The sequence below is a fragment of the Rhodococcus aerolatus genome (assembly GCF_054783215.1).
Window position 1 is genome coordinate 1 of sequence record NZ_BAAGQZ010000013.1, and the last position, 22,295, is coordinate 22,295.

20 protein-coding genes and 4 tRNA genes are annotated in these 22,295 nt (G+C 75.9%); 11 read left to right on the top strand and 13 right to left on the bottom strand.

Annotation, left to right across the window (positions count from 1 at the left end):
- The 3 genes from ACYVOF_RS05915 to ACYVOF_RS05925 all read right to left on the bottom strand — a co-directional run.
- A partial coding sequence (locus ACYVOF_RS05915; RefSeq protein WP_460864684.1) for a molybdopterin-dependent oxidoreductase occupies window positions 1–1,597 on the bottom strand: 1,597 nt, incomplete at its 3' end.
- A 22-nt stretch (window positions 1,598–1,619) separates the two neighbouring features.
- Window positions 1,620–2,999: an amidase family protein gene (locus ACYVOF_RS05920; RefSeq protein WP_460864685.1), complete on the bottom strand. Its 1,380-nt coding sequence runs from the start codon at window positions 2,997–2,999 to the stop codon at window positions 1,620–1,622.
- A 35-nt stretch (window positions 3,000–3,034) separates the two neighbouring features.
- Window positions 3,035–3,964, bottom strand: coding sequence for an esterase/lipase family protein (locus ACYVOF_RS05925; protein WP_460864687.1), 930 nt, complete (start codon window positions 3,962–3,964; stop codon window positions 3,035–3,037).
- Window positions 3,965–4,071: 107 nt separating this feature from the next.
- Between ACYVOF_RS05925 and ACYVOF_RS05930 the strand changes: the two genes are divergently transcribed.
- Window positions 4,072–4,425 carry a hypothetical protein gene (locus ACYVOF_RS05930; RefSeq protein WP_460864689.1) on the top strand — a complete coding sequence of 118 codons (354 nt, stop codon included), beginning with the start codon at window positions 4,072–4,074 and terminating at the stop codon, window positions 4,423–4,425.
- A gap of 15 nt (window positions 4,426–4,440) precedes the next feature.
- Here ACYVOF_RS05930 and ACYVOF_RS05935 read toward each other — a convergent pair.
- The 3 genes from ACYVOF_RS05935 to ACYVOF_RS05945 all read right to left on the bottom strand — a co-directional run bounded on the left by ACYVOF_RS05935 (window position 4,441) and on the right by ACYVOF_RS05945 (window position 4,719).
- Window positions 4,441–4,517: transfer RNA gene (locus tag ACYVOF_RS05935), tRNA-Phe, on the bottom strand.
- Between the two features lie 27 nt (window positions 4,518–4,544).
- Window positions 4,545–4,621: transfer RNA gene (locus ACYVOF_RS05940), tRNA-Asp, on the bottom strand.
- A 25-nt stretch (window positions 4,622–4,646) separates the two neighbouring features.
- A tRNA-Glu gene (locus tag ACYVOF_RS05945) sits at window positions 4,647–4,719 on the bottom strand.
- 173 nt (window positions 4,720–4,892) lie between these two features.
- On the opposite strand from ACYVOF_RS05945, the gene ACYVOF_RS05950 reads away from it, so the two are divergent.
- Both ACYVOF_RS05950 and ACYVOF_RS05955 read left to right on the top strand, forming a co-directional pair.
- Window positions 4,893–6,209, top strand: a complete 1,317-nt coding sequence (locus ACYVOF_RS05950) for a hydroxyacid-oxoacid transhydrogenase (RefSeq protein ID WP_460864690.1) — start codon at window positions 4,893–4,895, stop codon at window positions 6,207–6,209.
- A 76-nt stretch (window positions 6,210–6,285) separates the two neighbouring features.
- Entirely contained in the window at window positions 6,286–9,174 is a 2,889-nt protein-coding gene (locus tag ACYVOF_RS05955) for an FAD-binding and (Fe-S)-binding domain-containing protein (protein WP_460864692.1), read from the top strand.
- Here ACYVOF_RS05955 and ACYVOF_RS05960 read toward each other — a convergent pair.
- Complete coding sequence (locus ACYVOF_RS05960) at window positions 9,158–9,856, bottom strand: ScbR family autoregulator-binding transcription factor (RefSeq protein WP_460864693.1); 699 nt, start codon at window positions 9,854–9,856, stop codon at window positions 9,158–9,160. The two genes, ACYVOF_RS05955 and ACYVOF_RS05960, sit on opposite strands and share 17 nt — an antisense overlap.
- A gap of 96 nt (window positions 9,857–9,952) precedes the next feature.
- Here ACYVOF_RS05960 and ACYVOF_RS05965 point away from each other — a divergent pair, with 96 nt between their 5' ends.
- The 3 genes from ACYVOF_RS05965 to ACYVOF_RS05975 all read left to right on the top strand — a co-directional run bounded on the left by ACYVOF_RS05965 (window position 9,953) and on the right by ACYVOF_RS05975 (window position 13,025).
- A complete protein-coding gene (locus tag ACYVOF_RS05965) occupies window positions 9,953–11,419 on the top strand; it encodes a dihydrolipoyl dehydrogenase family protein (protein WP_460864694.1) in 1,467 nt (488 codons plus the stop codon).
- Window positions 11,416–12,186, top strand: a complete 771-nt coding sequence (locus ACYVOF_RS05970) for a maleylpyruvate isomerase family mycothiol-dependent enzyme (RefSeq protein ID WP_460864696.1) — start codon at window positions 11,416–11,418, stop codon at window positions 12,184–12,186. Before ACYVOF_RS05965 ends, ACYVOF_RS05970 begins: the two co-directional genes overlap by 4 nt.
- A 104-nt stretch (window positions 12,187–12,290) precedes the next feature.
- Entirely contained in the window at window positions 12,291–13,025 is a 735-nt protein-coding gene (locus tag ACYVOF_RS05975) for a single stranded DNA-binding domain-containing protein (RefSeq protein WP_460864697.1), read from the top strand.
- Window positions 13,026–13,138: 113 nt separating this feature from the next.
- Here the strand turns inward: ACYVOF_RS05975 and ACYVOF_RS05980 are convergent, their stop codons facing one another.
- On the bottom strand, window positions 13,139–14,017 hold the full coding sequence (locus ACYVOF_RS05980; RefSeq protein WP_460864699.1) for an SDR family NAD(P)-dependent oxidoreductase: 879 nt from the start codon (window positions 14,015–14,017) through the stop codon (window positions 13,139–13,141).
- Window positions 14,014–15,561 carry a flavin-containing monooxygenase gene (locus tag ACYVOF_RS05985; RefSeq protein ID WP_460864700.1) on the bottom strand — a complete coding sequence of 516 codons (1,548 nt, stop codon included), beginning with the start codon at window positions 15,559–15,561 and terminating at the stop codon, window positions 14,014–14,016. The genes ACYVOF_RS05980 and ACYVOF_RS05985 overlap by 4 nt, the downstream gene beginning before the upstream one ends.
- A gap of 79 nt (window positions 15,562–15,640) precedes the next feature.
- On the opposite strand from ACYVOF_RS05985, the gene ACYVOF_RS05990 reads away from it, so the two are divergent.
- On the top strand, window positions 15,641–16,258 hold the full coding sequence (locus tag ACYVOF_RS05990; RefSeq protein ID WP_460864702.1) for a TetR/AcrR family transcriptional regulator: 618 nt from the start codon (window positions 15,641–15,643) through the stop codon (window positions 16,256–16,258).
- Between the two features lie 105 nt (window positions 16,259–16,363).
- Here ACYVOF_RS05990 and ACYVOF_RS05995 read toward each other — a convergent pair whose 3' ends face one another.
- Window positions 16,364–16,837 carry a MarR family winged helix-turn-helix transcriptional regulator gene (locus ACYVOF_RS05995; protein ID WP_460864703.1) on the bottom strand — a complete coding sequence of 158 codons (474 nt, stop codon included), beginning with the start codon at window positions 16,835–16,837 and terminating at the stop codon, window positions 16,364–16,366.
- Entirely contained in the window at window positions 16,834–17,544 is a 711-nt protein-coding gene (locus tag ACYVOF_RS06000; protein ID WP_460864705.1) for an SDR family oxidoreductase, read from the bottom strand. The genes ACYVOF_RS05995 and ACYVOF_RS06000 overlap by 4 nt, the downstream gene beginning before the upstream one ends.
- A gap of 127 nt (window positions 17,545–17,671) precedes the next feature.
- Between ACYVOF_RS06000 and ACYVOF_RS06005 the strand changes: the two genes are divergently transcribed.
- Window positions 17,672–17,878: a DUF2188 domain-containing protein gene (locus ACYVOF_RS06005; protein WP_460864707.1), complete on the top strand. Its 207-nt coding sequence runs from the start codon at window positions 17,672–17,674 to the stop codon at window positions 17,876–17,878.
- 25 nt (window positions 17,879–17,903) lie between these two features.
- Here the strand turns inward: ACYVOF_RS06005 and ACYVOF_RS06010 are convergent, their stop codons facing one another.
- On the bottom strand, window positions 17,904–18,650 hold the full coding sequence (locus ACYVOF_RS06010; protein ID WP_460864710.1) for an MBL fold metallo-hydrolase: 747 nt from the start codon (window positions 18,648–18,650) through the stop codon (window positions 17,904–17,906).
- 200 nt (window positions 18,651–18,850) lie between these two features.
- On the opposite strand from ACYVOF_RS06010, the gene ACYVOF_RS06015 reads away from it, so the two are divergent.
- The 3 genes from ACYVOF_RS06015 to ACYVOF_RS06025 all read left to right on the top strand — a co-directional run bounded on the left by ACYVOF_RS06015 (window position 18,851) and on the right by ACYVOF_RS06025 (window position 21,120).
- Window positions 18,851–20,440 carry a Na+/H+ antiporter gene (locus ACYVOF_RS06015; protein WP_460864711.1) on the top strand — a complete coding sequence of 530 codons (1,590 nt, stop codon included), beginning with the start codon at window positions 18,851–18,853 and terminating at the stop codon, window positions 20,438–20,440.
- Window positions 20,441–20,507: 67 nt separating this feature from the next.
- On the top strand, window positions 20,508–21,020 hold the full coding sequence (locus ACYVOF_RS06020) for a DUF1440 domain-containing protein (RefSeq protein ID WP_460864712.1): 513 nt from the start codon (window positions 20,508–20,510) through the stop codon (window positions 21,018–21,020).
- Window positions 21,021–21,047: 27 nt separating this feature from the next.
- Window positions 21,048–21,120: transfer RNA gene (locus ACYVOF_RS06025), tRNA-Lys, on the top strand.
- A 216-nt stretch (window positions 21,121–21,336) separates the two neighbouring features.
- Here the strand turns inward: ACYVOF_RS06025 and ACYVOF_RS06030 are convergent.
- Window positions 21,337–22,293 (bottom strand): DMT family transporter, encoded by a 957-nt coding sequence (locus tag ACYVOF_RS06030; protein ID WP_460864714.1) that lies wholly within the window; start codon window positions 22,291–22,293, stop codon window positions 21,337–21,339.
- Window positions 22,294–22,295: the final 2 nt, after the last annotated feature.

The window sequence follows — 22,295 nt, forward strand, 5'->3', positions numbered from 1 at the left end:
GGCGGCGGCCCCGGCGGCGGCCGGCCGCGTCCCGGCTCAGCGGACCCTGCGGGCCGAGCAGCACCAGCGCGTCGACCACCCGGGCCGCCGGCACCCGGCGCACCACGGCCCGGACGACCCGGCGGACGGCCCCGCCCAGCACCGGGGGGTCGAGCAGCTCGGCGGCCAGGCCGAGCAGGATCCCCCAGTCGTCCGGCGCCCCGGGCTCGGGGTCCACCGCCCGCGGGGAGTACCGGGCGTTGTTGCGCACGCTGAAGGCGGGGAACACCACGTCGAGCTCGCTGCGCTCGAGCTGGCTGAGCGGGGGCAGCACCACGTCCGCGCGCCGGGAGGTCTCGGTGAGGTACGGGTCGACGCAGACCAGCAGGTCCAGCTCGTCCAGCGCCGCGTCGAGGGCGCGGGCGTTGGGCAGCGAGAGCGCGGGGTTGCCCGCGACGACGACGAGGCCGCGCAGCCGGCGGGGACCGGGCCGGGTGATCTCGTCGGCCAGCGCGGCGGACGGCAGCTCGCCGCCCTGCTCGGGCAGGCCCGCCCCGCGGCTGTGGAAGCGGCCGTGCCGCGAGGGGCCCCACAGCAGCCGCAGGGTGCGGCCCAGGTCGACCGGCGGGGTGGTGAGCATCGACCCGCCGGGGCGGTCGAGGTTGCCGGTGACCGTGTTGAGCAGGTGCACCAGCCAGTGGGTCAGCGTGCCGGTGGTCTGCTGGCACACCCCGAGCCGGGCGTAGGCCACGGCGCTGGGCGCGGTGGCGAAGTCGCGGGCGAGCCGGGTGATGGTGGCGGCGTCGACGCCGCAGTGCGCCGCGGCGCGCTCCGGGGGGTGCTCCGCGGCCAGCGCGCGCACCGCGTCGAGCCCGGTGGTCCAGGCGGGCACGGCGTCGAGGCCGTCGCGCAGCACCACGTGCAGCATCCCCAGCAGCAGGTACGGGTCGCCGCCCGGGACCACGGCGACGTGCTCGTCGGCCAGCCGTGCGGTCTCGGTGCGCCGCGGGTCGACGACCACCACGCGCCCACCCCGGGCCCGGACCGCCTTCAGCCGCCCCCGCGCGTCGGGCATCGTCGTCAGCGAGCCGTTGGAGACCGCCGGGTTGGCCCCGATGACGAGCCAGTGCTGGGTGCGGTCGACGTCGGCCACGGGCAGCACGGTGTGGTCGCCGAAGAGCAGCTCGGCGGCCAGGTACTGCGGCAGCTGGTCGACCGAGGCGGCGGAGAACAGGTTGCGGCTGCGGAGCACCTTCTTCAGGCCCTCCATCGCGATGACGGCCGAGGAGTGCGCGGTGGGGTTGCCGAAGTAGGCGCCGACGGCGTCGCGGCCGTGCGCCCGCCGCAGCGCGCGGAGCCGCTCGCCGACCAGCGCGAGCGCCTCGTCCCACCCCATGGGCTCGAACGAGTCCCCGACGCGGCGCAGCGGGGTGCGGACCCGCTCCGGGTCGTGGTGCAGCGCCCCGAGCGCCGTCGCCTTGGGGCACAGGTAGCCGCGGCTGAGCACGTCGTCGGGGTCGCCGTCGATGCGGCCGACCACCCCGTCGGTGACGCTGACCCGGATGCCGCAGTGGGCCTCGCAGAGCGGGCACTGCCGGCGCGTCACCGTGGTGGTCATCCCCGGATCGTGCCCCACCGGGTCACCCCAGGGGTGGGACGCGGTCGGGCCACCGCAGCACGCCCTCGAGCTGGGCGGCCACCCCCAGCAGCAGCTCCTCCGACCCGGGGGCGCCGACGAGCTGCACGGCGAGCGGCAGGCCGTCGGCGTCGAGCCCGGCGGGGACGCTGAGCGCCGGCTGGCCGGTGACGTTCCAGGGCACGGTGAACGGCACCCGCCGGGGCGCCCCCACCAGGGTGCGCAGCCCGGTCAGCGACCCGACCCGCGGGACCGGCCCGGGCAGCGTCGGGGTGAGCAGCAGGTCGGCCCCGCCGGGCGGGGTGGCCAGGCGGGCGGCCGCCTCGCGGCTGCGGCGGTGCGCCCGGGCCAGCAGCCGGTCGGGCACGCGGCGGCCGACCGCGGCGGGCACGCGCACCCGCAGCTCGGTCGTCGACGGGTCGGCGAGGGTGGCCAGGTCCTCGGCGACGCCGCGCAGGTAGCGCGGCAGGAACGCCTCCTGCACCCCGGTGAGGTCGGGGTCCGCGGGCACCACGTCGTGGCCCAGCTCGCGCAGCACGCCGAGCACCGCGTGCAGGGCGTCGACGACGACGGGGTCCACCGGCTGCGGTGCCGGGGTCGCGGTGGACCAGGCGACGAGCAGCCGGCCGGGGGCGGCCGGGGCGAGGGGCCGGTCGGCGAGCACGCCCAGCACCGCGGCCTGGTCGGCGACCGTGCGGGTGACGCAGCCGTCGGTCGACAGACCCTGCCAGTGCCCGGCGCCCAGGCCCAGCCCGTGCGCGCCCACCCCCGGCTTGAGCCCGACCAGGCCGCAGCACGCGGCGGGGACGCGGATGGAGCCGCCGCCGTCGGAGGCGTGCGCGGCAGCGACCATGCCGGAGGCCACCGCCGCCGAGGACCCGCCGGACGAGCCGCCCGGGGTGCGGGTGGGGTCCCACGGGTTGCGGGTGGCGCCGAAGGCCGGGGACTCGGTGAACGGCCACAGGGCGAGCTCCGGCATGCGGGTGGTGCACACGACGACGGCGCCGGCGGCCCGCAGCCGCGCCACGACGGTCGAGTCCTCGGCGGCCGGGGGCTGCGGGCTGGCCGTGCCCAGCGACTGCACCTGCCCGGCGACCGCCACCGCGTCCTTGACCGCGACGGGGATCCCGAGCAGCGGGCCGTCCTCCCCGCGGGCGCGGGCGGCGTCGGCGGCCTGCGCCTCGGCGCGGGCGGTGGGCAGCAGCCGCTGCACGGCCCCCAGGACCGGGTCGAGCGCGGCGATGCGGCGCAGGCTCGCCTCGAGCAGCCCCACGGCCGTGGTGCGGCCCTCCCGGAGCATCGCCCGCCGCCCGGCCACCCCCGCCCGGGCGATCTCCGCATCGGTGGGGTCGGTCGACTCGGGGCTCGTCGGCGTGGTCTGCACCGCACGCACCGTAGCGAGTCCGGGGGTGCGCGGCGTCAGCTGACGACCGGGGGCACCGCCACGCAGACGGGCGCCGGGGCCGTCGGGTCGAGCGTGCGGAGCACGGTGGCGATGGTGACCGGGTCGTAGGTGATGCCGAGGTGGTCGGTGTGGTCCTGCGGGCAGGTGTCCTGCAGCAGGATGTTCGTCGCCCCCCCGGGCAGGAACGCGTTGGTGTAGGGCGTGACCACCTCGTCGTACCGGGTCGCGATGACGGTGTACGTGGTGTCCCCGGGGGTCGGGTCCCCGGCGTTCAGGGCCGCGAGGAAGTCCGAGCCCTGCCGCTGCTGCGGGATGGCCCGGCCCAGCACGGTCCCGACCGCCTGGTCGCCCACGAGGCGGTGCAGCGCCGGGAGGATGCCGAAGAACGTCGTCCCGTAGCTCGACGGGGCCAGCGCGGTGACCGAGGCGATGCGCCCGGGGTCGGGCAGGTTCTTGGTGATGTAGCGGGGAAGCATGCCGCCCTGCGAGTGCCCGACGACGTCCACCTGGGTGGCGCCCGTCGCGGCGAGCACGTCGTCGATCACGCCGCTCACCTGCCCGGCGCTGACGGCGATGTCGCCGGTGGCCTGCAGCGGCGAGCCGGGCAGCCCGCCGTAGCCGGGGGCGAAGACGCAGTAGCCCTGCGCCTCCAGCGCCGGGGCGAGCTCGGCGAAGTCGTCGTAGGAGTTCAGGTACGTCCCGTGCACGAGCACGACGGGCCGCGGGTGGGCCGCGCTGGGGCGGCACGAGTAGTCGTTCGTGCCCGGGGCGACGGCGGCGGGGTGGCCCAGGGCGTAGCCGAACGCGGCCGGGAACGTGCTCACCGGCGGCCCGGTGACCGGGGCGGTGGGCGCCGCCTGGGCGGCGGGCGCCCCGCCGAGCGCGAGGAGGGCGGTCGACGCCAGCCCGACCGCCAGGGTCCTGGTCCTGCTCCACCGGCTCACGGGCGCTCCCCTCCACGGCGGGCCGCCACGGCGGGGCCCGTGCGGGGGAGAAGTTAGCCAGCACAACGGTGCGTGTCATCTCGATCACACCGGGCCAGGATGGCGGGGTGGACGACGCGGTGCGCACCTACCTCGACGCCGCCGACCCGGCGAACCTGCCGCTGTGGGAGCGGGTCGCGGGCGTCGTGCGGGAGGTGGCCCCGACCGCGGAGCTCGGGCTCTCCTACGGCGTGCCGACCTTCCGGGTGGGCCGCGGCCGGTTCCACGTCGGGCTGTGGCCGCACGGGGTGTCGCTGTACGGCTGGCGCGCGGACGACGACGGCGGGTTCCTGGCGCGGCACCCGCGGCTGCGCACGGGGCGAGGGACGATCCGGATGAGCGCAGCCGACGCGGCCGGGGTGACCGACGACGAGCTGCGCGGCCTGGTGCGGGGGGCGCTGCGGCCGGGGGCGCGCGGCTGACGCGCCGGGCGGGGGTGGTGGCCAGGGCCGGGGTCGAACCGGCGACCTTCCGCTTTTCAGGCGGACGCTCGTACCAACTGAGCTACCTGGCCGGGCCGACCGGCCGGGACCGGTCGGTGTGGCGACCCTGACGGGACTCGAACCCGCGACCTCCGCCGTGACAGGGCGGCACGCTAACCAACTGCGCTACAGGGCCATGCTTGTGGAGCTGTGTCGTGCTGTACCCCCTACGGGATTCGAACCCGCGCTGCCGCCTTGAAAGGGCGGTGTCCTGGGCCGCTAGACGAAGGGGGCGTTCCAGCCGGGGCAGGCCCGACCGGGCACCACCAACGGCTGTCCGTTGGGAGCGGGGGCAACTGTAGGGCACCCGGGGGGCCGGGCCAAAACCGGGCCCGACCCCGCGTGCGTGATTCCTGCACCCAGGACGCGAGGTTCCGTCCACACCCCTCCTCGGCGACACTCAGTGGGTGACCCACGACACAGCCACCACCGACGCCCCCGCCGATGAGACGATCTTCACCTGGGGCGCACCACCGCTGAAGTTCGGCGCCGGCGCGTCCGACGAGGTCGGCTTCGAGCTCAGCCAGCACGGGGTGCGCCGCGTCCTCGTCCTCACCGACCCGGGTGTGCTGGCCACCGGCGTGCCGCACCGCATCGCGGAGTCGTTCCACCCCTACGGCATCACCTACGAGATCTTCGACGGCGTCCACGTCGAGCCGACCGACGACTCCATGGCCAAGGCGATCGGGTACGCCACCGAGCAGGGCCCGTGGGACGCGTTCGTCGCCGTGGGCGGGGGCTCGACCATCGACACCGCCAAGGCCGTCAACCTGCTCACCACCCACCCCGGTGAGCTCATGGACTACGTCAACAAGCCGGTCGGGAGGGCGCAGACCCCGCCCGGCCCGCTCAAGCCCTTCATCGCCGTGCCCACCACCGCGGGCACCGGCTCGGAGTCCACCGCGATGTGCGTGCTCGACGTGCTGAGCCTGCGGGTCAAGACCGGCATCAGCCACTGGCGGCTGCGGCCCACCCTGGCCGTGGTCGACCCGCTGCTCACGATGAGCCTGCCCCCGGAGGTCACCGCCGCCTCGGGCATGGACATCGTCTGCCACGCCCTGGAGAGCTACACCGCGCGGGACTACCGCACGGGGCCGCGCAAGGCGCCCGAGGACCGCGTCACCTACTGCGGCTCGAACCCGGTGAGCGACCTGTGGTGCGAGCGGGCGATGGGCCTGCTGGCGCAGAGCTTCCGGCGCGCGGTCCGCCACGGCGCCGACGACGTCGCGGCCCGCACGGACATGATGATGGCGGCCACGTTCGCCGGGATGGGCTTCGGCAACGCCGGGGTGCACCTCCCCCACGCCAACGCCTACCCCGTCGCCGGCCGGGTCAGCGGCTACCACCCGTCGGGCTACGGGGTGGGTGGGGGTCCGGCCCCCGAGGCGATGGTCCCGCACGGCCAGGCGGTGTCGCTGACGGCGCCCGCGGCGTTCCGGTTCACCTTCGACGCCGCCCCGGAGCGGCACCTGCGCGCCGCGCAGCTGCTCAGCCCGCAGACCGAGACCGACGACCCGGTGCAGCGGCTGCCCACCGCGCTGACCCAGCTCATGCGCGACATCGACGTGCCCAGCGGGATCGGGGCGGTCGGGTTCGCCGAGTCCGACGTCGACGACCTCGTCGAGGGCACCATGACCCAGCAGCGCCTGCTGGCGACGTGCCCGAAGGACGTGACCGAGGACGTCGTGGCCCGGATCTTCCGGGAGTCCGTCGAGAACTGGTGATCCCGGGGTGAGCGGGCGCAGCGTGATTACTGAACCCAGGAGGCGAGGTTCCGTTCACAGGTCGCAGACTGACTAGGTGCCCGACGACCTGACCCGCGCCCTGGCCGCCGGCGTGCGGGGCCGCGTCCGGGCCGACACCCAGACGCTGGCCACCCACGCCGCCGACGCGTCCAACCACCGGCACGTGCCGCTGGCCGTCGTCGAGCCGGTCGACGCCGACGACGTCGCCGCCGCGCTGGCCGTGTGCCGGGAGCACGGCGCGCCCGTGCTGCCCCGCGGAGCCGCCACCTCCATCGCCGGGCAGTCGGTCAACACCGCGGTGGTGCTCGACGTCCGCCGCCACCTCGGCGGGGTGCACTCGATCGACCCCGAGGCGCGCAGCGCGGTGATCGGTCCCGGCGTGGTGCTCGACGACCTGCAGCGCGCCGCGGCCCCGCACGGCCTGCGCTTCGGCCCCGACCCGTCCACGCACTCCCGCTGCACCGTCGGCGGGATGATCGGCAACAACGCCTGCGGCTCGCACTCCGTGGCGTGGGGCAAGACGGTCGACAGCGTGCGCAGCCTCGACGTCATCACCTACCGCGGGGAGCGGCTCACCGCCGGCCCGGGCGCGGCGCTCGGCGGGCACCGCGTGCTCGACGAGCTGGCGCGGGTGCGCGACCGCTGGGCCGGCGACATCCGCACCGGGTTCCCTCACCTGACCCGCCGGGTGTCGGGCTACAACCTCGACGAGCTGCGCCCCGACCCCGGCACCGACGGCAGGGACGGCACCGGGGGCACCGACCTGGCGCGGCTGCTCGTCGGCACCGAGGGCACCTGCGCGACGATCGTCCAGGCCACCGTCGGCCTGGTCGCGGTGCCCGCCACGACCGCCCTGGCCGTGCTCGGCTACCCCACCTCCTACGCCGCCGCCGAGGCCGCGTCCGCCCTGGTCGCCGCCCGCGACGCCGGGGAGCTGGCGCTGCAGACCGTCGAGGGGGTCGACGCGAGCCTGGTGGAGACGCTGCGCGCCGGCCGGCCCGACGCGACCAGCTGGCGGGCGCTGCCCGAGGGCCGGGCGTGGCTGTTCGTCGAGGTCCCCGGCGCGACCGCGGCCGAGGCGGCGGCCACGGCGGAGGCGGTGCGCCGACGCTCGCAGAGCAGTGCCACGCTCGTCGTCACCGACCGTGCCCAGGCCCGCGACCTGTGGAGCATCCGGGAGCAGGGCGCCGGGCTGGCCACCCGGGCGCCGGACGGCAGCGAGGCGTGGCCCGGCTGGGAGGACTCGGCCGTCCCGGTCGAGCGGCTGGCCGACTACCTGCGCGGCTTCGACGCGCTGCTCGCCGAGCACCACCTGCGCACCGCCTACTACGGGCACTTCGGCGACGGCTGCGTGCACGCCCGCATCGACGTCGACCTGCTCACCCGGCCCGGCATCGCCGCCTACCGCCGCTTCCTCACCGAGGCCGCGGACCTGGTCACCGGCCTGGGCGGGTCGCTCTCCGGCGAGCACGGGGACGGCCAGGCCCGCGCCGAGCTGCTCACCCGGATGTACCCCGCCCCGGTGGTCGAGGCGATGGGCGCGTTCAAGGCCGCGTGGGACCCGGACGGGGCGATGAACCCGCACCGCGTCGTCGACCCGGCCCCGCTCGACGCCGACCTGCGCATCTTCCTGGCCGGGCCCACGCTGCCGCTGCGCACCACCCAGGGCATGGCGCTGCCCGCGGACGGCGGCTCGGTGGAGCAGGCCGTGCGCCGCTGCGTCGGGGTCGGCGCCTGCCTGAACGGCACCGCCTCGGGCGGGGTGATGTGCCCGAGCTACCGCGCCACCGGGGAGGAGCAGCACTCCACCCGCGGCCGGGCCCGGCTGCTGCACGAGATGCTGCGCGGCGACGTCGTCACCGACGGCTGGCGCTCCACGGAGGTGCGCGACGCGCTCGACCTGTGCCTGGGCTGCAAGGGCTGCAAGTCCGACTGCCCCGTCGACGTCGACGTGGCCAGCTACAAGGCCGAGTTCCTCCACCAGCACTTCGCCGGCCGGCTGCGGCCCCGCGACCACTACGCGCTGGGCTGGCTGCCGGTGTGGCTGCGGCTCGTCCGCGGGCCGCGGCGGCGCCGGCTGCTGAACCGGGCCGCGCGGGTGCCGGCGCTGGCCCGGCTCGCCGCCCTCGTCGGCGGCCTGACCCCGGAGCAGGCCGTCCCGCCGCTGGCCGAGCAGACCTTCCGGGAGTGGTTCACCACCCGTCCCGCCCCCGACCTGCCCGACGACGCCCCCCGCCTGCTGCTGTGGCCCGACACGTTCACCGACCACCTCGACCCGGCCGTCGGCCGCGCCGCCGTCGCCGTGCTGGAGCGCCTCGGGCACCGGGTGGAGATCCCGGACGCCCCCGTGTGCTGCGGGCTGACGTGGACGACGACGGGCCAGCTGGACCGGGCGAAGCAGGTGCTGGCGCGCAGCGTCGCCGCCATCGCGCCGTGGCTGGAGCAGGGCGTGCCCGTCGTCGGGCTGGAGCCCAGCTGCACGGCCGCCCTGCGCCACGACGTCGCCCAGCTGCTGCCCGACGAGCACCGCCTCGCCCCGGCCGTGCGGACGTTCGCCGAGGTGCTGGCCACCCACGACCTGGCCGGGCTCACCGACGGCGTGGCCCGCGACGCCGTCGTGCAGGTGCACTGCCACCAGCACGCCGAGCTGGGCACCGCGGCGGACCGGGAGGTGATGGCCGCGCTGGGCATCCGCGCGGAGGTGCTCGACTCCGGGTGCTGCGGGCTGGCCGGCAGCTTCGGCTTCACCGCCGGGCACCACGAGGTGAGCCAGGCCGTCGGCGAGGCGGTGCTGCTGCCCGCGGTGCGGGCCGCCGCGCCCACCACCACGGTGCTGGCCGACGGCTTCTCCTGCCGCACCCAGGTGCGCCACGGCACCGAGCGCGCCCCGGAGCACCTGGCCGAGCTGGCCGCCCGGGTGCTGGGGGTCAGCTCGCGGTCGTGAGCCCGGGCTCCGCACCCGGTCCCGCGGCGGCGTCCAGGGACGCCCAGCCGCCCCGCCACCAGCCGGCGAGCCACTCGTCGCAGGCCAGCGCGGGCAGCAGCAGCTCGCACGTGGTGCGGAACCGGGCCCGCAGCGGCGGCCCGTCGAGCTGCTCGGCCAGGTAGCGCTGGCCGAGGACGGCCCCGACGACGACGTCGGCGGCCTCCCCGGGGTCGACGCCGGGCCGCAGCACCCCGTCGCGCTGCGCGCGGCCGAGCAGCCCGGCGGCGATGCGGGTCCAGTCCTGCAGCGGCCGGGACGGCCCGGCGCCGGCGCGGCCCCGCTCGGCGACGATCCGCACCCCGGCCCGCACCGTGGTGTCCCCCGCCAGCGCGTCCACCACGTCCTGCGCCAGGCCGAGCAGGAGCCGGAGCGCGTCGACGTCGCGCCGGGCCCACTCGGCCAGCACCGGCGACAGCGCCGCCGTCATGTCGGCGACGATCACGGCGGCCAGCTGGTCCTTGGACGGGAAGTGGAAGTAGAACGCGCCCTTGGTGACCCCGGACCCGGCGAGGATGGCCGTCAGCGACGTGCCGTCGAAGCCGTGGCGGTCGATCTCCCGGGCGGCCGAGGCGACCAGGGTCTCGCGCGTGCGCTGCGCACGGTCGTGGGGGCTGGACACCGCCACCTCCCGCCCGACCACGGCCTCGATCCTTACCCGCGGACAGTAACGGAGACGGTCGGTGTCGTGACCCCCGACCGACTTGCCACGGCGGCGCGGGTGCGGTGGTGTGGGGCCGTGCCCACCCAGGATTTCGATGTCATCGTGCTCGGCGGCGGCCCCGTCGGGGAGAACGCCGCCAGCCGCGCCCAGCAGGGTGGCCTCACCGTCGCCATGGTCGAGTCCGAGCTGGTGGGCGGGGAGTGCTCCTACTGGGCCTGCATGCCCAGCAAGGCGCTCATCCGCACCTCGCAGGCCGTCGCCGCCGCCCGCCGCGTGCAGGGCGCGACCGCCGAGCTCGACGCCGAGGCGGTGCTGGCCCGGCGCACGTCGTTCACCAGCGGCTGGGACGACTCCTCCCAGGTCGAGTGGGCCGAGGGCGCCGGCATCACCGTGGTCCGCGGCCACGGCCGCCTCGACGGTCCCCGCCGGGTCGTCGTGCAGGGCGCGGGCGGGGACGACACCGGTGACGCGGCGGGCACGGACGGCTCCGCCGACACGGTGCTCACCGCCCGGGTGGCCGTCGTGATCGCCACCGGCAGCGTGCCCACGGAGCCGCCGATCGACGGCCTCGACTCCGCCCGGCACTGGGGCTCGCGGGAGGCCACCTCCGCCCGTGAGGTCCCCCGCCGTCTCGCCGTGCTGGGCACCGGCGTCGTCGGCTCCGAGCTCGCCCAGGCGTGGCGGCGGCTCGGCTCAGAGGTCACCCTGATCGGCCGGGGCGAGCGCGTGCTGGCCTCCGTCGAGCCCGCCGCCTCCGACCTGGTCCGCGAGGCGTTCGAGGCGGACGGCATCACCCTGCACCTCGGCACGGGCACCACGGCCGTGCACCGCGACGACGACGGGGTCCACGTCACCCTCGACGACGGCACCGTGGTCGACGCCGACGAGCTGCTCGTCGCCACCGGGCGCGGGCCGGCCACGGCCGACGTGGGCGCCGAGAGCGTGGGCCTCACCGCGGGCGACCCGTTCCCGGTCGACGACAGCGGGCTCGTCCAGGGTCTGGGTGCGGACGCCGGCGAGGGCTGGCTCTACGCCTGCGGCGACGTGACCGGCCGCGCCCCGCTGACCCACCAGGGCAAGTACCAGGCCCGGGCCGTGGGCAGCGCCATCGTGGCGCGGCACCGCGGTGAGCTCGGCGCCACCGAGGTGCCCGCGGCGTGGGCACGCACCGCCTCGACCGCCGACCACGGGGCCGTGCCCCAGGTGGTGTTCACCGACCCGGAGGTGGCGTCGGTGGGCCGCACCGCCGCCCAGGCCGAGCAGGAAGGGCTCCCCCACCGGGTGGTCGAGATCGACATCGCCGTCGGCGGGTCCGCCCTGTGGGCCGACGGGTACACCGGCAAGGCCACGATGGTGATCGACACCGAGCGCGACGTGGTGCTCGGGGTGACGCTGTGCGGGCAGGACGTGGGCGAGCTCATCCACGCCGGCACCGTGGCCGTCGTCGGGGAGGTGCCGCTCGACCGGCTGTGGCACGCGGTGCCGTCCTACCCGACCATCAGCGAGGTGTGGCTGCGGCTGCTCGAGGCGGCCGGGCTGTGAGCCTGGGCCACGAGGCCGCGTGCCGCGCCGTCATCGACGAGACCGCGCTGCTGCTCGACTCGGCCGACGACGCCGGGTGGGACGCCCCGGTGCCGTCCTGTCCCGGGTGGACGGTCACCGACCTCGTCGTGCACCTCGGCGGGGGGCAGCGCCGCGTGGCCGAGCTGGTGCGCCGCGGGTCCCCGACCCCGGTCGACCCGGACGAGGTGGCGGACACCGACCCCGACCGCGACCCGACGGCGTTGCGCGCGTGGCTGACCGCGGGCGCGGCCGAGCTGCACCAGGTGCTGGCCGAGGCCGGTGAGGACCGTCCGGTGTGGAGCTTCGGCACCGACGCCACCGCCATGTTCTGGGCGCGGCGCATGGCCCACGAGGCCGTGGTGCACCGCATGGACGCCCAGCTGGCCGCGGGGGGCCCGGTGGCGGTGACGTGCTCCACCCCCGAGCTGCACGCCGACGGGATCTCCGAGGCCCTCGAGCTGCAGACCGGGGCCCGCTCCCCGGAGGAGACGGCCGGGGTCGGGCAGAGCCTGCACGTCCACGCCACCGACACCTCCCTCGGCGAGGACGGGGAGTGGCTGCTGCGGCGCACCCCGGACGGCGCGACCCTCTCCCACGGGCACGAGAAGGCGGACGTGGCGCTGCGCGGCCCGGTGCACCTGCTGCAGGCGGTGCTGGCCCGACGGGTCGGCGCCGACGACGACCGCGTCGAGGTGCTCGGTGACCGCCAGGTGCTCGACGACTGGCTGGAGATCAGCGCGTTCTAGCGGTCACAGCACCGGGCCAGTCCGGCCACAGGTCCCTGCCAGGCTCGCTGCCTAGCGTCGGTCACGTCAGCACGACGACGACGCAGGAGAGCAGGAGCACTGCCGTGACCGAGCACCCCGACCGGACCCCCGACCAGCCAGGCGACCCCGCAGGCGCCGGCCCCCCGGAGCAGTCGCCCGCCGCCGCGGTTCCCCCGGAGCAGGCGCCGGCCGCCGAGGGGTCCCGGGCCGCGTCGTGGCCGCCGGACCCGTCGTGGCGCGCCACGCCCACCGCGGGCTGGGTCGCCGCACCCGCGCTGCCGGAGCCCGGTCCGGCCGCGGCGCGAGGTGGGGCCCGCCGTCGGGTCGGCGCGGCCGTGGGTGCCGGGGTGCTGCTGCTCGGTCTCGGCGGGGCCGTCGGCTTCGGCCTGGGCCACGCAGGCGCGGGGACCACGACCGCGGCCGTCGCCTCCCCCGTCGCCGCGGCCACGGCGCCGCAGGGCACCGCGCCGGGGACGACCGGCGGGGCGACGGGCACGGGCGCGGTGCGCGCCGCGGGCACCATCGCCTCCGTCGACTCCGCCACCACCTTCACGCTGCAGACCACCGACGGCGCCGACGTCACGGTCACCACCACGGGGCAGACCCGGCTGCTCTCCCAGACCGGCGACGAGGTCGGGGTGGGGACCGCAGTCGTCGTGCAGGGCACCCAGGCCGGCGACGGCACCATCACCGCCCGCGTCGTCGTCGCGGGCGCGAGCACCGGGGGCAGCGGGACCGGGGGCAGCGGGACCGGGGGCAGCGGGACCGGGGGCAGCACCGGCACGTCCACCGCCACGGGGACCTCGACCACCACCTAGGCACCGGCCCGGTCGCGTCCCGCACCGACCGGGCCGGTCGGGTGGCTCGCACGACGAGGGCCGGCCCGGGCAGGGGGTTCCTGCCCGGGCCGGCCCGTCGTCGTGCGCGGTGGTCAGACCTGGTTCGCGGTGGCCTCCGGGCCGACCGACGGGGGCTGGACCGGCTTGGGCAGGATCCGCCCCGCCACGGTGGCGAACAGCCGCTGGTAGCGGGCGCCGACCACGCGGACCAGGGCGTCGAGCGCGATGGCGTCGGAGCCCACGAGGATGCGCGGCTTGCCCTTCTCGACGCCGGCGAGGATGACCCGCGCCGCGTCGTCCGCCGTCATCTTGGCCAGCTTGGTGTCGAAGAACTCGGCCAGCGCCTTGGCGTCGTGGCCCTCGGCGGCGGTGGAGTTGCGGGCGATGGCCGTCTTGATGCCCCCGGGGTGCACGCAGCTGACCTTGACCGGGTGCCCCGCGATGAGCATCTCCTGGCGCAGCGACTCCGTGAACCCGCGCACCGCGAACTTGGCTGCGTTGTAGGCACTCTGGCTCGGCATCGCGAGCAGGCCGAAGAGGCTGGAGGTGTTGACGACGTGGCCGTCGCCGGAGGCGATGAGGTGGGGCAGGAAGGCCTTGGTGCCGTTGACCACGCCCCAGAAGTCGACGTCCATCACGCGCTCCATGTCCTTGTACTCCGAGCGCTCCACCTCCCCGCTGAACGCGATGCCGGCGTTGTTGATGACGACGTTGACCACGCCGAAGTGGTTCTGCACCGTCTCCGCGTAGGTCTGGACCTCGGCCCGCTCGGCCACGTTGAGCCGGTCCGTGCGCAGGTCCGCCCCCAGCAGCTCGCACTGCCGCCGGGTCTCGGCCAGGCCGCGCTCGTCCACGTCGGACAGGGCGAGCCGCGCGCCGCGCCCGGCGAGCTGGACGGCCATGCTGCGGCCCATGCCGGAGCCGGCGCCGGTGACGACGACGACCTTGCCCGCGAAGTGGTCGGTGCTCATGCCACGGTCTCCTTGTGCTCGGTGCGGGCGGCGGTGCCCGCGGGGGTCGCGTCGTAGGACTCGAGGTCGAACGTCTTCGTCATCTCCCGGAACCGGAAGGTGAAGTCGGGCCACAGCGTGGTGTTGCGGCCGCGGCTGTCCTGGTACCAGCTCGAGCAGCCCCCGTTCATCCACACCGTCGCGTCCATCTTGCGCGCCAGCTCGGCGTTGTAGTCCACGCGCACCTGCTCCTTGAGCTCGACGGTGGCCAACCCCTTGCCGCGCATGGTCTTCACCGCGTCGACCAAGTAGTTGATCTGGGACTCGATCATGTAGACCATCGACGTGTGGCCCAGGCCGGTGTTGGGCCCGACGAGGAAGAACATGTTGGGGAACTCGTCGACGGTGAGGCCCTTGTAGGCCTCCATCCCCGTCTCGCGCCACTTGTCGGCCAGCGAGCGCCCCTTCGCGCCGTGGAAGCCCTCGAACGTCGGGGAGTCGGTGACGTGGAACCCGGTGGCGACGACGATGACGTCGACCTCGCGCTCGGTGCCGTCGGAGGCGACTATGGCGTTCCCGCGCACCTCGACGATGCCGTCGGTGACGAGATCGACGTCGTCGCGGGCCAGCGCCGGGTACCAGGCGTTGGAGATGAGCATGCGCTTGCAGCCGATCTCGAAGTTCGGGGTGACCTTCGCGCGCAGCTCCGGGTCGGAGATCTGGTCGTGGATGTGGCGCTTCGCGGCCAGCCGCAGCGGCAGCATGAGGCGCGGGTTCTTGGCCAGGCCCATCACCTGGGTCTCCCGGGCGCCGTAGATGAGGGTGCGGGCCAGCCGCTGCAGGCCGGGCACCAGCTTGTAGGCCAGCCGCTCGACGCGGGTGTACTCCCGGTCGAACCGGGGCAGCAGCCAGGGCGCGGTGCGCTGGTAGACGTCGAGGTGCGCGGTGCGCTCGGCGATCGCGGGCACCACCTGGATGGCGGAGGCGCCGGTGCCGATGACGGCGACGCGCTTGCCGGTGAGGTCCTCGTCGTGGTCCCAGCGCGCGGTGTGCACGACCTTGCCGGGGAACTCCGAGAGGCCCGGGATGGCGGGCAGCGACGGCTCGCACAGCGCACCGACGGCGCTGACGGCGACGTCGGCGGTGAAGCGGCCCTGCGAGGTCTCGAACACCCAGCGGCTCGTCGCCGCGTCCCACGTCGCCGACTCCACCTCGCAGTCGAAGACGTGCTTGTCGACGACGCCGTGCTTGCGGGCGGTGGCGTGCAGGTACGCCTGGATCTCCGGCTGGGTGGAGAACGACCGCGACCAGTTCGGGTTCAGGTCGAACGAGAACGAGTACAGCTGCGAGGGCACGTCGCAGGCGGCACCCGGGTAGGTGTTGTCGCGCCAGGTGCCCCCGACGTCGTGGCCGCGCTCGAGGACCAGGAAGTCGGTGATGCCCTCCTGGGTCAGGCGGATGGCGGCGCCGAGGCCGGAGAAGCCGCTGCCCACGATGACGATCCCGGTGTGGCGGCTCGTCCCGGACGTCGGCGTCTCGGACGGGGCGGAGGTGGTCGCTGTCATGGCGTCGACGGTAGCGCCCTGTTGAACTCCGGTCAATAGTTGTTGACCTGCGTTCAGTGAGCCGCGCTACAGTGGCGCCGTGACCACGACCAGGGCGGTGAAGCGCACCCGGCTGAGCCCCGAGGCCCGCCGGGCGCAGCTGATCGACCTCGGCGTGCAGATGCTGTCCTCGCGCACCCTCGACGAGCTCTCGGTCGAGGAGATCGCCGACCGCGCCGGCATCTCCCGGGGCCTGCTCTTCCACTACTTCGCGTCCAAGCAGGACTACCGCGTGGCGGTGGTGCAGCAGGTGGCGCAGCAGATGCTGGAGCTGACCGCGCCGGACCCGGCGCTGGACCCGCTGGCGCGGCTGCACGCGTCGGTGGCGAGCTTCGTCGACTACGTCAGCGAGAACCGGGACGCCTACGTCTCGCTGCTGCGGGGCGGCGCCTCGGAGCCCGCGCTGCAGGCCGTGCTCGACGCGACCCGCACCGAGATGGCCCGGCGGACGGTGGAGGGCTCGGAGGACCTGGGCATCCCGACGACCACGGCCAGCCGGCTCGCGGTGCGCGGCTGGATCGCGTTCACCGAGGAGGTCGTCGTGACCTGGCTGACCGACCCCACCGCGTCGCTCTCCCGCGACGAGCTGCTGGGCCTGCTCGTCACCGGTCTGCCCGTGCTGGCCCGCGGGGTGACCGAGCCCGGCGCCCCGGCCTGACCCGCTCGCCTCCCGGGGCAGGTAGCGGGCTTCTTGCCCCTGGACGGCCCGCCGCGGGGGCACGTAGCGGGCTTCGTGCCCCCGCGGGCGACGTGCGGGGGTCGATCAGCGTGCTTCCTGCCCCGGCGGTCGGGTGTCCCGGGGCGGCTCGTCCGGGGTCAGCTCGGTCAGCAGCGTGACGAGCTGCTGGAGGTGGGCACCGTCGAGCCGCTGCAGCTCGGCCGGGGGGCGCCGCCACACCGCGTCGACGGTCGCCACCGCCTGCTCCCCCGCCGGGGTGAGCGACACCAGCTTGCGGCGCCGGTCGTCGGGGTGGGGCCCGCGCGCGACGAGGCCGTGGGTCTCCAGCTGGTCGACGACCACCGTGGCGTAGGGCGCGTCGCTGCCGATCGCCGCGGCCAGCTCGACGAGGGTGGCCGGGCCGTCCCGCAGCCGGAGCAGCACGGTGCTCCGGCCGCCGCCGAGGCGGAACCCCAGCGTCCGGGCCAGCTCGGCCCGCCGGTCCTGGCCCTCGACGAGGTCCTGCATCAGCGCCCACGCCCGAGCGGCGGTGGGGTCGTGCCGCTCGCGCCGGCTCACCACGGCACCGTGCGGCCCTGGTGGTCGACGTAGTGCAGGCCGGGCCGCCCGACGAGGCCGTCGAGGGTCCGCACCACCCCGGAGACCGACTCGTCGACGCCGAACCGGGCGTCGGGCCCGCCCAGCTCGGTGCGCACCCACCCCGGTGCGACCAGGGCCAGGGTCCGGGGCTCGCCCCGGTGCCGCGCGGCGTAGCTGCGCAGGAACGTGTTCAGCGCCGCCTTGCTGCCGCGGTAGACCTCGTGGCCGCCGTCCTCGTTGCGCGAGACGCTGCCCTGCCCCGAGGACATGACCGCGAGCGTGCCCGCCGGCTCGACGAGGTCGGCCAGCGCCTCGAGCACCCGCAGCGGCGCGAGCGCGTTGGTGACCATGACCCGGGTGAACTCGGCCGTCGAGGTCAGCGCGACGGTGGTCTCGGGCTCGGCCGTCACCCCGGCGTTGACGAACAGCAGGTCGAACCGGCGCTCCGCCAAGCGGTCCCGCAGGGAGGCGACCTGCTCGTCGTGGGTGGTGTCGAGGTGCTCGACCACCACGTCGGCCCCGGGGGTGTCGGCGAGGTCGTGCAGGGCGGTCCGGGCCTCACCGCGCACCGTGGCCACCACCGACCGGCCGTCGTCGGACCAGTGCCGGGCCAGGGCCAGGCCGAGACCGCGGGAGGCCCCGACGAGCAGGACCCGCTTCTGACGTGTCTCAGTAGTTGTAGTCATGACAATGATTGTAGTCCTGCCAAGGATGTGCGTCGAGGCTCGTCGTCCCCACCACCAGGGGGCGGCGACTTAAGATCAACTTCTCCGCGGCGTCACCGGAGACGCCGCCCGGACCGGGAGGTCAACGATGACCGAGAAGGACCGACACGTCGTGCCGAACCCCGACGGTGGGTGGGACGTCGAGAAGGAGTCGGCGCAGCGCGCCAGCGCCCACGCCGACACCCAGGCCGCCGCGACCGAGCGGGCACGCGAGATCGCCCGGAACACCGGCGGGGAGACCGTGATCCACGGCCGCGACGGCCAGATCCGGCAGAAGGACTCCACCGGCTCCTGAGGCCCACCGGCCGCGGGCCCGGCCGTCAACGCAGTCGGCGGCCGGTGCTCGCCCGGGCGCGGGCGACGGCCTCGCGCGGGCGGCCGCGCCACGCCGGGCCGTGCCCGGGGGCGAGGGTGTCGGCGTCGACGTCGGCGAGCACGTCGAGCGCGGTGTCCGTGGCCGCGGGGTCGGTGGAGAAGAAGTCCGGGACCAGCTGCGGCCCGGTGACGGGCGAGATCGCGTGCCCGGTGATGAGCGCGTCGCCGCTGGCGAGCAGGCCCAGGCCCGGGAAGCGGAACGCCGTCGAGCCCGCGGTGTGCCCCGGCACGGGCACCGGCTGCGGGGAGCCCGGGAGGTCGAGCGTGCCGGCGGGGTCGAACGCCCGCACGTGGGGCAGCACCTCGTGCCGGCGTCCACCCGCCCGCGCGGCCGAGAGGGCCCACAGCGCGACCCGGGGGCGCCACGAGCGCCGAACGATGTCGGGCACGGGGGCCTGCTCGACGCGCTCGCCGTGCAGCATCGGCAGCTCGTCGGGGTGCGCCAGCGCGGGCACCCCGTGCTCGCGGTGCAGCCAGCCGCACGCCCCCACGTGGTCGACGTGGGCGTGGGTGAGCAGCACCGCCGCCACGTCCCCGGGCGCGTGGCCCAGCTCGGCCAGCGACGCGACCACGCGCTCCCGGTCCCCCGGGTACCCGCAGTCGACCAGGGTGACGTCGCGGCCGTCCCGGACGACCAGCCAGTTGACCGACGTCCCCCCGACGAGGAACGCGTCGTCACCGACCTGCTCCACCTGACCACCCCCGGGTGCCTCGGCGGGCTCGGGTGCCCGCGCCGGACCTGCACGCTAGCGGGCGCACCCCGCGGTGTCCTCGGTCCTCGACAGTGGGGTCAGGGGTGTCCTCGACCGGGCCGGACGCGTCCTGCCAGGATCGCGGGGTGGACGCCCGCGCCCGGGTGCGGTCGCGTCCCCGTCGGGGCGGGAGGTGGACCGTGCTGGGTCTCGAGGTGGTCGTCGCGATCGGCGCCGCGCTGGTGCTGAGCGGGCTGCTCGCACGCCGCGTGCCCGTGGCGCCCGCGCTGCTGCTGCTGGGCTTCGGTGTGCTGCTGGGGTTCTCCACCGAGCTGCGGCGGGCCGAGCTGCCGCCCGAGGTGGTGCTGCTGCTGTTCCTGCCCGTCCTGCTGTTCTGGGAGAGCCTGACGACGTCGCTGCGCGAGATCCGCAGCAACCTGCGCGCCGTCGTCCTGGCCAGCACCGGCCTGGTCGTCGCCACCGCGGGCGGGGTGGCGACCGTGGCGCACCTGCTGGGCATGCCGTGGGGCCCGGCCTGGGTGCTGGGCGGGGCGCTCGCCCCCACCGACGCCACCGCGGTCGGGGTGCTGGCCCGCGCCCTGCCGCGGCGGTTCGTCACGATGCTGCGCGCCGAGAGCCTGGTCAACGACGGCACCGCGCTGGTCATCTACGGCCTGGCCGTCGGGGTGACGGTGGGCAGCGAGCAGCTCGGGGCGCTGCACGTCTCGTGGCTGCTGGTCCTCTCCGTCGGCGGGGGCGTGCTGGCCGGGGTGCTCACGGCGCAGCTGAGCGGGCCGCTGCGCCGACGCCTCGACGACCCGGTGCTGGCCAACATCGCGCTGCTGCTCACCCCGTTCACGGCGTTCCTGCTCGCCGAGCTGGTGCACGCGTCCGGGGTGCTGGCCGTGGTGGTCTGCGGGCTGATGATCAGCCAGGCCGCGCCGCGGCTGAGCGGGGCCGGCGGTGGGGCGGCCGCCCGGCAGCAGATGACGGCGTTCTGGGGGCTGGCCACCACCGTGATCAGCAGCGGGCTGTTCGTCCTCGTCGGCCTGCAGGCCCAGACCGCGGCCCGGCAGCTGACCAGCACACCGGTGCTGACCGCGGTCGGCTACGTGGTCGCGGTGACGGCGACCGTCGTCGGCGTCCGGTGGGCGTGGCTGTACACCACCCCGTACGTCATCCGGGCCCTGGACCGGCGGCCCGCGCAGCGGCTGCGGCGGGTCTCCGCCCGGCAGCGCACGGTGAACGCCGTCGCCGGCTTCCGGGGCGCCGTGTCGCTGGCCGCGGCGCTGGCGGTGCCGCAGCAGCTCGCGGACGGCTCGCCCTTCCCCGACCGGGACCTCATCGTGCTGGTCACCGCGGGCGTCATCGTGCTGACGCTGCTGCAGGCCCTGGTGCTGCCCGGTGTGGTCCGCTGGGCCCGGCTGCCGGACGACGACGCGGTGACCCAGGAGCGCCGCCTGGCCGAGACCCGCACCGCCGAGGCCGCGGCCGCCGCGGTCGACGGGCTCGCCGCCGAGCTCGGCAGTGCGCCGCACGTCGTCGAGCGGGTGCACCGGGAGCTGGCCAAGCACCGGCGCCTCCTCGACGCGGACCCGCTGGCCGACGACCCCGCCCTGGCCCACCACGACCAGTACACGGCGCTGCGGCTGGCGCTGCTGGGCCACCAGCGCACCACCCTGGTGGGGCTGCGCGACGAGCAGCTCATCGACGACATCGTGCTGCGGCAGGTGCAGGCGACGCTGGACGTCGAGGAGGTCCGGCTGACGCGCACCACGACCGCCGAGTAGACGCTGCGTTGCCGGTCCGGTTGTGGCAGCCTCGCCGCTCCTGCACCCGTCGAGGAGGAGAGTCGTCGTGGCCGTTCTGCTGACCCTCGCCCGCGGCCTGGTGGCCGGGGTCGTCGCCACCGCGGCCAAGTCCCAGGCCGAGGCCCTGCTGCAGCCGGCCGCCGAGGCGCTTCTGCCGCCCGACGACGCCGCGCAGGCCCGTCCCGGCGCCGACCCGGCCGGGCACCCGGAGCGCATGCCGCCCGCCGAGCTCGTCGACCGGGCCGTGCACGCCGCCACCGGGTCGCACGCCTCGGACGACACGGCCGAGCAGGGCTCGGAGGTGCTGCACTGGGGCATGGGGATCGGATCCGCGGTGGTGTACGCGTTCCTCCGCGACCGGGTGCCCGCGCTGGGTCGGGGCCGCGGTGCGGTGTACGGCGCGGCGGTGTTCGGGGCGACGCACGCGAGCGTGCTGCCCGCGGCCGGGCTGCAGGCCCCGCTGCACCGGCTGCCGCGGGCCGCGCTGGTGTGGGAGCCGGCCTCGCACCTGGTCTACGGCCTCGTGGTCGACGTGGTGCTGCGCGGCACCCGCGCCTGACCGCCCGGGCCACTACCCTGCCTCGACGGGCCTCTAGCTCAACTGGCAGAGCAGCGGACTTTTAATCCGCGGGTTGTGGGTTCGATCCCCACGGGGCCCACCCAGTATCGACGCAGGTCAGGACGGTGCGACACCACCACGGAGGCGGTGCGGAGGCCACCGCAGAGGTCGATGTGGCACATCGGGGCACAGGTCACCGAGTCCCACACGACCTGATAACTACCGCTGTCGTGCACAGAGTCGGTGAGAACATCCCCGTCGACCGGTGGATCCGGCGGTCGACGAGGACTCGAGGGTGCTTCGCAGGTCCTGCGGCTCAGGTGCCGGCCCGTGCGGGACCGGCGGCCGGGGTGGCGGTAGCGACCAGCGGGGTCACGGGGCAGCTCTGCGGGGCCGCGTGCTGGGGGTGGGCGGTGTAGGACGCGAGCACTGCGGGGCTGCGGGCCAGCAGGGCGACGCCGGTGAGGCACATCAGCAGGGCGGCGGCGAGAACCGGTACGGCGAGGGGACCGTGGCGCAGCGAGCCCCCATGCAGGAGAACCCCCATGACGATTCCCGCTGCGGGTTCGCCGGCGAACAGGATCCCGATGGCCGCGGTGGGGACACCGGCGCGGAACGCGGCGGCCGCCAGGGTGAGGGTGAGCACGGCGGTCACGGCCAACCCCAGCGCGGGCCAGCTCAACGTTGCGGCCAGCCAGCCGTGCCCGCTGCGGACGGCCACCGCCTTGCCGAACGCGGCCAGCACACCGTTGACGATCGCGGCCGCGGAGGCGAGGGACACGGTGCGGGTGAGGGGCCCGCGACGAGCGACGGCCACCAGCAGCAGGACTCCGACCACGACGGCCACCGAGACCAGGGTGAGCGGCCACGCTCGCGGGTGGGCGCCGCGAGAGCCGTGGGTCGGGGCGGCGACCACGACCGCCACCACGAGCCCGAGCACGACCAGCGCGGCCGCTCGGGCGTCGCGCCCTGTGACGCGCACACCGGTCACCGCGGCCCCCAGCGGCAGCGCGAACAGCAGCCCGCTGACCAGCAGTGGTTGGACCAGGGACAGCGTCCCCGCGCGCAGGGCCAGGAACTCCAGGCCGAAGGCCGCCGCGTCGAGACCGACCCCGACCAGCCACAGCGGGCTGAGGAGCACCTGGGCCAGGCTCGGGCCGGCACCGTCCTCCTGGCCGGGTGCGGTCGCGGCGCGCTGCTGGACGACGACGCCGCACGCGTACGCGGCGGCGGCGGCGATCGCGAGGGCGACGGCCCACGCAGTACCGGTCACCT

Excerpts from the sequence above, each read along its gene's own strand:
- ACYVOF_RS06000 (WP_460864705.1), bottom strand. The coding sequence starts at position 17,544 with ATGACTACAACTACTGAGACACGTCAGAAGCGGGTCCTGCTCGTCGGG.
- ACYVOF_RS05980 (WP_460864699.1), bottom strand. The coding sequence starts at position 14,017 with ATGAGCACCGACCACTTCGCGGGCAAGGTCGTCGTCGTCACCGGCGCC.
- ACYVOF_RS05985 (WP_460864700.1), bottom strand. The coding sequence starts at position 15,561 with ATGACAGCGACCACCTCCGCCCCGTCCGAGACGCCGACGTCCGGGACG.
- ACYVOF_RS06005 (WP_460864707.1), top strand. The coding sequence starts at position 17,672 with ATGACCGAGAAGGACCGACACGTCGTGCCGAACCCCGACGGTGGGTGG.